Below are 12,205 nucleotides of genomic sequence, written 5' to 3' on the forward strand. Positions count from 1 at the left end.
TTTACTTTCTGGGAAAGAAGAACGTGTACGTGCGTTTTTCTGATTCAATCGCTCCAAGATTATTTTTAAAACGAATGAGACCTTCGTTGCGTTCGCCGTTCTCAGTGGAGATTCCCAGATCCAGTAGTTCGTACCCTTCGCGTTGACAAACCCGATACAAACCCGCATACGCCAGAATGAGCGGACTGGAGCTTAAAAAAGTCGGATCATCAGCAGGATACAGGGTATACAGAATCCGGTCATTGATGTGAACCGTTACGATTAAAGCCGCCAGCACGGTATCCTGCCGCACGGTGAACACCCGAAAAATGCCGGGCAACTGCTGGACAGACTGCCGTAATTGCTCCAGCGATAGGGTCATCGGACGGTTTTTCCGCCGCCGGGCTTCGGCTATGAAGGCGTGTACCTGCGGCCAGTCGGGTTCCACCCATTCAGAAAACTTAAAACCTTCCCGCTCGCTTTTCCTTAATCGACGTAAAGTGGAGGTGTGTAAGTGCTGTTCAATGGGTAGGGAAGAAACCGGAAGGTGCTGATTCAGTTCGCTGGTCGTGACCCGAAAACCAGCTTCTGTAAACAGCCGATGCAGGTGAGAAGCTAAATCGGGATTGAGTCCATCTGGAAAACTGCGGAGTTCAAGAAAAGGTACGGTTGAAACTTCGGAAAGAACAGCCTGTACGAATATCTGCAACGCTGTAAGCGGAACGTTGGTACTTGTTTCGATGCCGCCAAACGTCGCCCGGCGGGGACTGATGGCTTTTTCGGGCGTCATAAATACCGTAAGCCGGGCCTGTATCTGCTCCGCTTTCAGTAAAAAAAAGGTCAGTACCCGGTCGCCCGGCTGTACCTGGGTTTGAAGGTGAAGGGGTTCATTAAACAAATAACGTTCAAAGGGGAGGGTCGGAATAGCTTCTGAAAACTCAACGATCCGTACCGTATACGTAGCATCCATAAGAGGAGCAAAGTACAAAAATCCTGGTTTCTGGTTGCGAGTTGTTGGTTGATTGTAACGTTGATCAAGGGAAATTAGGTAACAGATTCTTTAAAGGTAGCCTAGTATAGCCCTCTATTTCTTACTAATAAACGCATTGCCCTTCACGTAGAAACGATAGGGGAGTTCTACGCCTACTTTAATGCCAATCCGTGTCGTCTGGACCACGTCGAAATCGTGTAAAACGGCCGGTTCGATAAACAACGGACTATCCTGAATCATCCAAAAATTCATCTCCTTGGTAATAGCCATGGCGTGTACCAGACTCGCCGGTCCCTTACACAACTGCGTCGGTTTCAGTACCCGATCGGCGTAAGTTTTCCCAAAAAACTGCTGAATTCGTTGCTGGGCGGCAATACGACGTTCGGCCATCAAATCCAGCCCTTCCGTCGGTTCCAAAGCCCGGATCAGAACGGCCTCGCCAATACCTTCGCCACCACTGGAAATATTGACGCAGTAATACTGACCATAAATCTGGTAAACGTAAATCATGCCTACTGGACCGAACATGGGGGCATTGCGAACCGTCTTTCGCGTGTAGGCGTGGCAGGCCGGATCGTCTTTTAGATACGCTTCTGTTTCGACGATAATCCCCGCCGTGCGGCCCTCGGGACCGTTATGAACCAATACACATCCCAGTAAATTACGGGCTAAATCGAGGGAAGGTTGCTGATAGAATTCGGTAGTGAGCGGCATAGATATACTAGAATAAAACGCAATACGGCGTACGGAATAAAACCATTCCATACGCCGTATCTATTTGGGTGGTTCACCGTGACTAGCCTAGTATGTAATCCGAAGAACATTCAAAGGCTCACTATTTACAACACGTTCGCCGTTTGTTCCTTAATTTTCTCCAGATCGTCTTTCATACCTACGACCAGTCGCTGCAGGCCCGCATCATTGGCTTTCGAGCCGATGGTATTGATTTCTCGGCCAATTTCCTGAGCCATGAAACCCAGCTTTTTGCCGTTACCTTCCTGGATGATTTCCCGGAAATAATCGAGGTGCGTTTGCAGGCGTACTTTTTCTTCGGAAATGTCGTATTTCTCGACGTAGTAGACCAACTCCTGCTCGAAGCGATTTTTATCGAAACCATCTTCCCCGAGTAAATCCGTAATGGTTTTCAGCAAGCGTTCGCGTACTGCCGGAATCCGCAGTCCATCCTGTTCGGAAACTTGCTGTAAGCCTTTTTCAATCCCGTTGATGCAATCGCTGAAGATCCCTTCGAGCACCTGTCCTTCGCGTTCGCGGAAGGCCTGGCATTCGGTCAGGGCCAGACGTACGGCTTCCAGAGCGGTTTTCCACTCGTCTTCCGAGCTTTCTGTAACTACTTCGGTATTTTGGGCATTCGGCCAGGTCAGAGCCAGCTTGAACATTTCCAGATCGTCGAAACTGTTGCTCAGGTGGTAGAAGCTTTCGCGTAAATCCTGAAAATACGCCTTCACGAGCGGACGGTTTACTGAAACGGAGGCTTCGGCCTGTGCCGTCTTAGTAATACTGATATTCAGCTCAATCTTTCCGCGTTCAAGTTCAGCCGAAAGGAGATTACGCAGTTCAATTTCCCGACTTGATAAACTTTTGGGTATGCGGCAAAAAATGTCTAACCCTTTGGAATTTAACGTCTTAATTTCAGCGGTTACCTGAAAGCCATCCGCTTCCAGTACGCCCCGACCAAAGCCGGTCATCGATTTCAACATAGCACAGAAAATATGAACAAGAACGACTAAGCTTCAGGGGTCTCGTCCGGTTTAGCGTTGGTTGGCGGCGTTTTGGCAATCAGTAAAGATTGAGAAATCGCTAATAATTTTACCTGGGCTTCCCGATTTTCCGAAGGGGTTCCTTCCTGATCCGGTTTAGGCCGCTGGTTCTGATTTTCCCGCCGATCCGGGCGTGGCTGACGCTCGTCTCGCTGGAAACGGGGGTTGTTATTCCGATTTTGCCGGTCTTCCCGCCGGGGGCGTTCATTGGGACGTTGTTCTTCGCTGCCGGAAGGGGTCGCGTCAGCACTGACTTCCTGCGGGGGCCGCTGGTTTTGATTTTCCCGCCGATCTGGGCGTTGCTGACGCTCTTCCCGTTGGGGACGGTTATTCCGATTTTGTCGGTCCTCCCGCCGGGGGCGTTCGTTCGTTCGTTGTTCTTCGGTTTTGGGCTGAAGCGGTTGTTCGGCTACCGGGTCCGATGCGGGCAAGTCCGTAGCTACGGGTGAGGCAGCTGGACGGCGGTCTTCCCGGGGTTGCCGATTTTCGCGGTTGGAGCGGTCTTCCCGATTGGGCCGATCCTCCCGGGTCGCTCGTTCTTCGCGGGGTTGCCGCTCGTCGCGATTCGGGCGATCTTCCCGGTTGGGACGCTCTTCCTTATTGGGACGTTCCTGTGAGCGGGTCGAAGTTTCCGTTCGAGGATCCCGTTCATCCGTGACGGGCAGTTCCGTCATGGCTGCACTATTCTGGTGCTCCAGTCCTTGGGCTTCTAGGCTTTCCCATTCGGTACGATGCCGTACAATGTCCAGAGCCGAGTACAACGCGTGTAACATGGAACTGGGGTCCGCTACATTTTTACCCGCAATATCGTAAGCCGTGCCGTGATCAGGACTCGTCCGGACAATGGGCAGACCTGCCGTAAAGTTCACGCCGTCTTCAAAAGCCAGCATCTTAAACGGCATCAGGCCCTGATCGTGGTACATCGCCAGAATGGCGTCGAATTTCTTCCAGCTATTGGCCCCAAAGAAGCCGTCAGCGGGAAAAGGTCCGTACACCAGATGATTTTTCTTCCGGAATTGATCGATTACGGGGGTAATTACCTCCTTTTCTTCGTTACCTAAAAGTCCGTCTTCACCCGCGTGTGGGTTCAAACTCAGGACAGCGACGCGGGGTTTCTGGATACCAAAATCTTCCTTTAAAGATTTAATAATCTGGGTTAATTTCCGGGAAACCGCATCCTGATTGATGTTCGAACGAACCCGGCCCAAGGGCACGTGACCCGTCACGACGCCGACTTTCAGGCGTTCAGAAACCATGAACATCAGGTATTCAGAACTGCTGAAGGCTTCGGCGAGGTATTCGGTATGCCCCGGAAACTTGAATTCTTCGGATTGAATATTGTACTTGTTGATGGGAGCCGTCACCAAAGCGGCCAGATGTCCCGCTTTTAGATCTTCAACGGCTTTGGCCAGACTCTGGTAAGCCGCCTGTCCGGCTTCGGGTACTACATTACCCGGTTCGACATTGGTTTGGCTATCATCAAAACAGGTGATAACGTTGACCATTTTAGTGTTCAACTGATCCGCCGCCGGGGCCGGATGCAGTTGCCAGTCTTTCATGTCGTACAGATGCTTGTAACGGTTCAGTACCCGCATCGATCCGTAGACCACCGGCGTAAAATGTTTATTGAGTTGATTTCCGTGTAAGGCTTTCAGGATTACTTCGGGTCCGATGCCGTTGTAATCGCCCAAAGTGATGCCAATAACCGGTTTCTGTGCTTGCTCGCTCATGATCGTTTCATCCAGTCAGATTTGGGGTTATACTGACCTTGAAAATCAGGATAACTGGGCGAAGTTACGGCATCCGTCAGGGAATTGGCCCTGCGGGAAGTCTTTTTTTGGCAAAGACCGTAGTAGGGAAAGTTTATTTCTGGCCTACGAGGAATATTCAAAATATCCTTTCCTATCGCTTAGGGAAACTCTGAGCCTTGAAAATGGGTTGAATTATACGGACTTTCATGGGCGATACGAAAGTTTTAACTTTGACTTTTTATTAGCAATACCAGCCCAGCTTTGGCTAACTCCTTCTGCAATGAAACGAATTTTTGTTTGTGATGAAATGCACCCCAGCCTGTTCGAAATGCTTGACAAAGCCGGGTTTGCCTATACCTATCAACCCAAAGCCAAGCGGGACGAAATTCTCGAACAGATTGCCGATTACGAAGGATTGATGATCCGTAATAAAACCCGCGTGGACGAGGCTTTTCTACAGGCCGCCACGCGTCTGGAATTCATCGGTCGGGCTGGGGCCGGACTGGATCTGATTGACCGGGAAGCCTGCGATCGCCATCACGTACGCCTGTTTGCTGCGAATGCCGGAAATATGGACGCCGTGGGCGAACACGCCCTGGGTATGCTACTGGCTCTGCTCAACCATATCCATACCGCCGACCGGGAAGTACGCCAGAAAATCTGGTTACGCGAAGCCAATCGCGGTACCGAACTGGGCGGCAAAACCGTTGGTCTGATCGGGTACGGGCATAACGGACAGGCCTTTGCCAAACGACTGAGCGGCTTCAACGTGAACGTACTGGCTTACGATAAATACCGGGATAATTATTCCGATGCCTATGCCAAGCAGGCCACGATGGAGCAGCTTTTTGAGCAGGCCGATGTGCTGAGTTTACACATTCCGCTGATGGATGAAACGAGTTACCTGGTACGCGAAGACTTCATTGGCCGTTTTCAGAAGCCTTTCTACCTGATCAACTGTTCGCGGGGAGAGATCGTGCAGCTGGCCGCCGTGTTGCAGGGATTACAATCCGGAAAAATACTGGGAGCTTGCCTGGACGTACTGGAAAACGAAAAACTCCACCAGTTACCCGCCGGTCCTGACGAAGTGTTTGATTCCTTGATTCAATTGCCGAATGTCATCTTTACACCCCACGTAGCGGGCTGGACGCACGAGAGCTACGTCCGGATTAATGAAGTGCTGGTGCAGCAGATTGCGGAGGCGTTTGGGCAACCGCACAACAACCAACTAATAACCAAAAACTAACTTGCTTTACCCAAAAAACATAGAAGAAAAACTCGGATTCGACCGGATTCGTCAGATGCTGAGCGAGGCTTGCCTGTCGTCGCTGGGCCGGTCGTTTGTGGAGAAAATACGCTTTTCCGATCGCTTTGACCAGATCCAGAAAATGGTAGGTCAGGTGGCCGAAATGAAGGAAATTGTGGCTCACGAGCCGGATTTTCCGCAGTCTAATTACATCGACGTTACCGAACAGATTGCCAAAGCCCGTATCGAAGGGGCTTTTTTGAACGAAGAGGAATTTTTCGATCTCAAGCTTTCACTGCGTACCATTCAGAGCATTCAGCGATTTTTCGAGAACAAAGAAGAACCTAGCTTTCCGTACCTGCGGGAACTGACCGTACAGGCGTTTCAGGAACGCAAAACCGACGACGAGGATAAACCCCGCCGGAGCAAAAGCGATGAGCTATCGCAGCTACTGAAGGAAATTGACCGGATCATCGATGATCGCGGTCGGTTGCGGGACAATGCCTCGGCGGAATTGCAGCACATCCGTCGCGAACTGATTGCTGAACAGGCCCGTCTGCGGCGGACGCTCGATTCGATGTTACGCACGGCTCAGCAAAACGGATGGGTACCCGAAGGAGCAACCATGACGGTACGGAATGGCCGGATGGTGATTCCGCTGGTAGCCGAGCACAAACGCAAAATTCGCGGCTTCGTACAGGATGAGTCGGATTCGGGGAAAACCGTTTTTCTGGAACCCGCCGACGCTCTGGAATCGAACAATGAAATTCGGGAACTGGAATCGCGGGAACGCCGGGAAATCATCCGTATCCTGACCGATCTGACCTCGAAAGTGCGTCCGCATACCGAAGAACTCAAGCGGGCGTATACCTTTCTGGGGATCGTGGATTTCATTCGGGCCAAGGCTAAACTGGCTTTGGAAATGAACGCCAACGCTCCGTTTTTTGTCCAGCAACCTCTTGTGGACTGGCACGGAGCCCGGCACCCGTTGCTATTGATGAGTTATCAGAAACAGGGTCGGTCGGTGGTACCGCTGCACGTGAAACTGGATGCCACGCAACGCATTTTGCTCGTGTCGGGTCCCAACGCCGGGGGTAAGTCGGTAATGCTGAAAACGCTGGGTCTGATCCAGTATATGTTCCAGTGCGGCCTGCTGGTACCGGTGGATGATTTCTCGACGATTGGGCTCTTCCGGAATCTGTTCATGGACATTGGCGATGAACAAAGTCTGGAAAATGACTTGTCTACGTACTCATCGCACCTGACTAACATGAAGCATTTTCTGTTGCATTCGGACAAAAAAACGCTGTTTTTGATCGACGAATTTGGTACGGGAACCGAGCCGAGTCTGGGTGGTGCCATTGCCGAGAGTATCCTCAACGACTTGAATCGCTCGGGAGCCTACGGCGTCATCAACACACACTATTCCAATCTGAAAACCTTCGCCGACCGTACGGAAGGGCTGGTGAATGGAGCCATGCGTTTCGATGCCGAACACCTGGAACCGCTTTACGAGCTGGAAATTGGTAAGCCCGGTAGTTCGTTTGCCTTTGAAATTGGCCGGAAAATCGGCTTGCCCAAGCCCGTACTCGACGCGGCCCGGCAGAAGCTGGATCGCCATCAGGTGAATTTTGAGAAGTTATCGAAGGAACTGGAAATCGAAAAAAAGGTCTTCCAGGATCGGAACGCTCAGAACTTACAGCGACAGCAGGAACTGGATAAACTCACCGAGCAGTACCAGACGCTGAAAAGTTACCTGGATACGGAGAAGAAACGGCTACTTAACGAGGCTAAGGTTCAGGCGAAAGAACTGCTGCGGGAGGCCAATGCCAAGATTGAGAATACCATTCGGGAAATCCGCGAACAAGGAGCTGAAAAGCTGGCCACCAAGGAAATTCGTCAGCAATTAACCGATTTCTCGGCTCAGAAACTCACGCAGGAAGTGATTGCCCCACCCAAAGCCGCCCCAGCTCCGACGAACGAAGTGGAAGTCGTAGGAGGGACCATTACGGTAGGATCACTGGTCCGCATCAAGGGACAGAGTACGGTGGGTGAAGTACTGGATCTGAAGGGAAAAGACGCCGTTATTGCCATTGGCGATCTGCGTACGACGGTGAAAGCGAACCGTCTCGAAAAGGTGTCCCGCAAAGAATTCAAAGCCGCTACGGGCGACGATAAACCCCGGGCCAAGCTCACGGGTGTAGATCTAAACGAAAAAGCTATCAACTTCTCGTTCAACCTGGATGTACGGGGTAAACGCGGCGAAGAGGCAATGGTGGCTGTCGATAATTTCATGGACGATGCCATTATGCTGGGGTACCCTGAACTGCGGATTGTACACGGGAAAGGTGACGGTATTCTGCGTCAACTCCTTCGCAATCACCTGCGTACCTACTCACAGGTAGCCGGTATGGCCGACGAACACCCTGATCGAGGTGGGGCAGGGGTTACGGTAGTTCAGATGAAATAACCTTACGGATTCCATAGCTTATCAAGGCTCATTCGTTCAAACTAGCGAACGAATGAGCCTTTTTGCTTTTCTGGTTCTTCGCTCTTTTTTCTCTAGTACATTCGTCGGAAAATGCTATTTTGCGGCAGTCCTTCACGACGCTATGGTTCGGAATTTTTATCGAAACCGGTACTAACCAAACGAACGCTTTTTAGTTAAGTATTCAGAACCCCAGTCCGACTTTCAGGAATTTCCAAACCCTTGCGGCAGGTCTGAAATAGGTTACTCATTTGCAGCCTTTTATCATTTGTTTTACACCACGTATGGCGAAGTCAAGCATTCAACTAGAACCTCAACCTCAGGAAAGTTTGTCCGGGCAATCGGCTGATCCGACTTCCTCTGTTTCTTTCAAAGCCGTCGAACCGCTCAGTCGCTTTTCTGAGTTCGATATTCATTTGTTTGCGTCGGGTAAACACTTTAAACTGTACGAAAAGCTCGGCTCGCACGTCATGGAGCACGAGGGCGTCACGGGTACGTATTTCGCCGTATGGGCTCCGAATGCCAAGTACGTATCCGTGATTGGTAACTTCAATTACTGGAATCGCGGAGCGAATGCTCTGTACGTACGCTATGACAGTTCAGGAATCTGGGAAGGTTGGATTCCAAACGTGGGCAATGGCGAGGTATACAAATATTTTATCGTAGCCAATTCGGGCGAAGAACTGGAGAAAGGCGATCCCTACGCCCTGCGTTGGGAAGAGCCACCCTCCACAGCCAGTATCGTTTGGGATACCTGGTACGAATGGAACGACGCCGACTGGATGCAGACGCGAGGGGAGAAGAATAAACTCAACGCTCCCGTTTCGGTGTATGAAGTCCACCTAGGCTCCTGGTTACGCGACCCACAGGACCCGGATCGTCGTTTACGGATTCCCGAATTTGCGGATCGTCTGGTCGAACACGTCAAAGAATGTGGCTTTACGCACGTCGAGTTCATGCCCGTCATGCAACACCCCTACGAACCTTCCTGGGGTTATCAGATTACGGGGTATTACGCCGCTAACAATAAATACGGTACGCCACAGGAGATGATGATGTTGTTCGAAAAACTGCATCAGAATGGCATTGGCGTGATTCTGGACTGGGTACCGAGCCACTTCCCGGGCGATACCACTGGCTTGTTTTACTTTGATGGTTCACACCTGTACGAACACGCCGATCCCCGTCAGGGCTATCACCCCGACTGGAAATCCTATATTTTCAACTACGGTCGGAACGAAGTACGGAGCTTCCTGTTGTCAAACGCCGTTTTCTGGCTGGATCGCTACCACGTCGATGGCTTGCGGGTGGATGCCGTGGCTTCCATGCTGTATCTGGACTACTCCCGGAATGCGGGTGAGTGGATACCCAACGTATTTGGGGGCCGCGAAAACCTGGAAGCGATTTCACTGTTCCGCGACCTCAATACGATCATTTATCAGGAATACCCCGACACGCAAACCATTGCCGAGGAGTCAACGGCGTTTCCGGGCGTATCGCGTCCGGTATATACGGGCGGGCTGGGATTTGGGATGAAGTGGATGATGGGCTGGATGAACGATACGCTGAAGTACTTCGAACGAGATCCAGCCTATCGTAAATACCACCAGGATCAGTTCACCTTCAGTACGGTTTACGGTTTTACCGAAAACTTCATGTTACCCCTCTCGCACGACGAAGTGGTCTACGGCAAGGAGGCTCTGGTTTCAAAAATGCCCGGGGATGAATGGCAGCGTTTTGCGAACCTTCGATTGTTATTCACGTACATGTTTACGCACCCCGGAACCAAATTACTGTTTATGGGGGGCGAATTCGGTCAGACGTCGGAGTGGAACTTTAAACAATCGCTGGACTGGCACCTCTTGCAGTACCCGCCGCATTTGGGTATGAAAGCCTGCGTGACGGAATTGAATGCTTTGTATAAGAAAGAACCAGCCCTCTTTGAGCATAGTTTCTCAGCCGAAGGCTTCGAATGGATTGATACGACGGATCGCGAAAATACGGTGCTGGTGTACAGCCGTAAAGGCCATTCACCCACCGAAAAACTGGTAATTGTACTGAACATGACTCCGGTACCCCGTCCCAACTACCGCATTGGCGTGCCAATGCAGGGGATGTATACCGAAATCTTCAACTCCGACGCCATTCGTTTCTGGGGTACGGGCAAGTACGAAAATGGTACCTACATGTCCGAAGCCATCGCCTGGCAGGGCAAAGAACAATCCATCAGCGTAAACATTCCTCCGCTGGCAGCGATTGTGTTGAAGGTTTGGTAGGAAGCGTTTTGAGTTTTGGGTATTGGTGGTGGGAAGAACAGGCGGGGGGAGCTGAAAGTTTGGTAGGAAGCGTTTTGAGTTTTGGGTTAAGTCGTTAACTACGACGGTACAAAGACACAAAAGTTCACAAAGAAAAACCCCAGCATTACTCCGAGTATAATATGACTCAGAGTAATGCTGGGGTTTATGCTTGCCTTTCATTCAGATCTATCTTAGGCCAGTATTCAGCTGAAAACCCAAAATGCTAAATCGGATTCTGCTTCAAATTCCCATTCAGCACAATCTCCGATTCGGGAATGAGGTGGACAACCTGTTTATCCGTGGCTGGAACCGTCTGCTGACCGGTCTGGATATTGTGGTAGCCGGGGTAATTTCGTACCAGGCTACGGTTGTTGCGGTACAGATCATAGGCCCGATGCCCTTCGAAGGCCAGCTCCAGCCGACGTTCCTGTAGGACCACGTCCAGCACTGACGCCAAGCCTTTCAAATCCGACGTACTGAACAAGGCCGTACCGCTCAGTCCTGCCCGCGTCCGGATGGTATTGACATCGGCGATGGCCTGATCCAGCTGGCCTTTCTTGGCGTAAGCTTCGGCCCGGTTCAAATACATTTCCGACAGGCGTAAAACGACGGGTGAACTGAGCGTAGGAATGCCACCCTGATTGGAGAACTTGGTAATGTATACCTTATCGATGCCATTCCGCTTTTCCTGTTGGCCTGTCGAGGTCAGTTTCCGTACCAGAAACGAACGCCGCTGATCATTCGGAAACTGATTGATCAAATCCTGGTACGCCTGTGAAGCGTAGACTTCACCCCAACCCACGCCGCCGGGCGAGGTGTAGTACATGGACCCAATGGCACTCCAGGTGCGGTCATCCCGGAGCGTATGCTTGATCGCAAAAATGATTTCGGGATTCTGCTCGTTTTCGAGGGTATAAAAAGTCGGCACTTGCGTGGGCGTCGACAGGGTATAACGCTTGCTATTGATAACCAGATTGGCTTCTTCAATCGCCAGATCATTCTGATTCTGGTAGAGATACACCCGGGACAGCAGGGCGTGGGCCGCTTCCGCCGTAGCGTAACTGCTGCTTTTGGCAATCGTCATCAGTGAGGCCGCCTTTTTCAGGTCCGCCACAATGAAATCGTAAACTGCTTTCACCGTAGCCCGGCTGGCGTTGTCGTCGGGCGTCAGGTCGGTTTTAATGACGATGCCCAGATTACTTTCGGGGCTTTGCGTATAGGGACGGCCAAACAGGCGTACCAGGTCGAAGTGGATCATGGCCCGCAGAAACAGGTTTTCACCCAGCAGCTGATCCAGTTCTTTCGACTGCCCCGCCGTAGTTGCCGTGATCACTTTATTACAGCCGATAATCGCGGCGTAACCTTTCCGGTAAATCTGTAGAGCATTGCCCTGATCGGCCGTATGGCGGTAGGTATAGGTCAGAAACAGCGGATCAGTGGTGGTACCGCTCAGCGTCACATTATCGCCCTGAAATTCATTCATGATGTAGAGATTTCGGGTATAATCCAGCGACTTAATGATGGTATAGTTGCCATCCGTAGCGGCCCGCAGGCCTTGTTCATTAGTCAATAATTCCGACTCGGAAAGGCCGTCGTAGGGCGTTTTATCGATACTGCACGAAGCCAGCAACCCCAGAAAAAGCGGCAGCGTACGGATAAGAGAGAAGGTCTTCAT

The 12,205-nt window shown here is 51.2% G+C and carries 8 protein-coding genes; 3 read left to right on the forward strand and 5 right to left on the reverse strand.

What is annotated here, in order from left to right:
- Position 1: 1 nt before the first annotated feature.
- The 4 genes from C5O19_RS03585 to pdxA all read right to left on the reverse strand — a co-directional run bounded on the left by C5O19_RS03585 (position 2) and on the right by pdxA (position 4,478).
- Complete coding sequence (locus C5O19_RS03585) at positions 2-949, reverse strand: GNAT family N-acetyltransferase (protein ID WP_104709938.1); 948 nt, start codon at positions 947-949, stop codon at positions 2-4.
- Positions 950-1,063: 114 nt separating this feature from the next.
- Positions 1,064-1,684, reverse strand: coding sequence for a DNA-3-methyladenine glycosylase (locus tag C5O19_RS03590; RefSeq protein ID WP_104713855.1), 621 nt, complete (start codon positions 1,682-1,684; stop codon positions 1,064-1,066).
- A gap of 125 nt (positions 1,685-1,809) precedes the next feature.
- Entirely contained in the window at positions 1,810-2,688 is an 879-nt protein-coding gene (locus C5O19_RS03595) for a YicC/YloC family endoribonuclease (RefSeq protein WP_104709939.1), read from the reverse strand.
- A 26-nt stretch (positions 2,689-2,714) separates the two neighbouring features.
- Positions 2,715-4,478: a 4-hydroxythreonine-4-phosphate dehydrogenase PdxA gene (gene pdxA / locus C5O19_RS03600; protein ID WP_104709940.1), complete on the reverse strand. Its 1,764-nt coding sequence runs from the start codon at positions 4,476-4,478 to the stop codon at positions 2,715-2,717.
- Positions 4,479-4,779: 301 nt separating this feature from the next.
- Here pdxA and C5O19_RS03605 point away from each other — a divergent pair, with 301 nt between their 5' ends.
- The 3 genes from C5O19_RS03605 to glgB all read left to right on the forward strand — a co-directional run bounded on the left by C5O19_RS03605 (position 4,780) and on the right by glgB (position 10,509).
- A complete protein-coding gene (locus C5O19_RS03605; protein WP_104713857.1) occupies positions 4,780-5,745 on the forward strand; it encodes an NAD(P)-dependent oxidoreductase in 966 nt (321 codons plus the stop codon).
- Position 5,746: 1 nt separating this feature from the next.
- On the forward strand, positions 5,747-8,215 hold the full coding sequence (locus C5O19_RS03610; RefSeq protein ID WP_104709941.1) for an endonuclease MutS2: 2,469 nt from the start codon (positions 5,747-5,749) through the stop codon (positions 8,213-8,215).
- Positions 8,216-8,517: 302 nt separating this feature from the next.
- Entirely contained in the window at positions 8,518-10,509 is a 1,992-nt protein-coding gene (gene glgB, locus C5O19_RS03615; protein ID WP_104709942.1) for a 1,4-alpha-glucan branching protein GlgB, read from the forward strand.
- Positions 10,510-10,753: 244 nt separating this feature from the next.
- Here glgB and C5O19_RS03620 read toward each other — a convergent pair whose 3' ends face one another.
- Entirely contained in the window at positions 10,754-12,205 is a 1,452-nt protein-coding gene (locus tag C5O19_RS03620; protein WP_104709943.1) for a RagB/SusD family nutrient uptake outer membrane protein, read from the reverse strand.

It is taken from the genome of Siphonobacter curvatus (assembly GCF_002943425.1).
In the GTDB taxonomy this organism is placed as follows: Bacteria; Bacteroidota; Bacteroidia; order Cytophagales; family Spirosomataceae; genus Siphonobacter; species Siphonobacter curvatus.

Bases quoted from the DNA above. Each gene is read 5' to 3' on its own strand.
- C5O19_RS03585 (WP_104709938.1), bottom strand. From the start codon at position 949: ATGGATGCTACGTATACGGTACGGATCGTTGAGTTTTCAGAAGCTATT.
- C5O19_RS03590 (WP_104713855.1), bottom strand. From the start codon at position 1,684: ATGCCGCTCACTACCGAATTCTATCAGCAACCTTCCCTCGATTTAGCC.
- C5O19_RS03595 (WP_104709939.1), bottom strand. From the start codon at position 2,688: ATGTTGAAATCGATGACCGGCTTTGGTCGGGGCGTACTGGAAGCGGAT.
- pdxA (WP_104709940.1), bottom strand. From the start codon at position 4,478: ATGAGCGAGCAAGCACAGAAACCGGTTATTGGCATCACTTTGGGCGAT.
- C5O19_RS03605 (WP_104713857.1), top strand. From the start codon at position 4,780: ATGAAACGAATTTTTGTTTGTGATGAAATGCACCCCAGCCTGTTCGAA.
- glgB (WP_104709942.1), top strand. From the start codon at position 8,518: ATGGCGAAGTCAAGCATTCAACTAGAACCTCAACCTCAGGAAAGTTTG.
- C5O19_RS03620 (WP_104709943.1), bottom strand. From the start codon at position 12,205: ATGAAGACCTTCTCTCTTATCCGTACGCTGCCGCTTTTTCTGGGGTTG.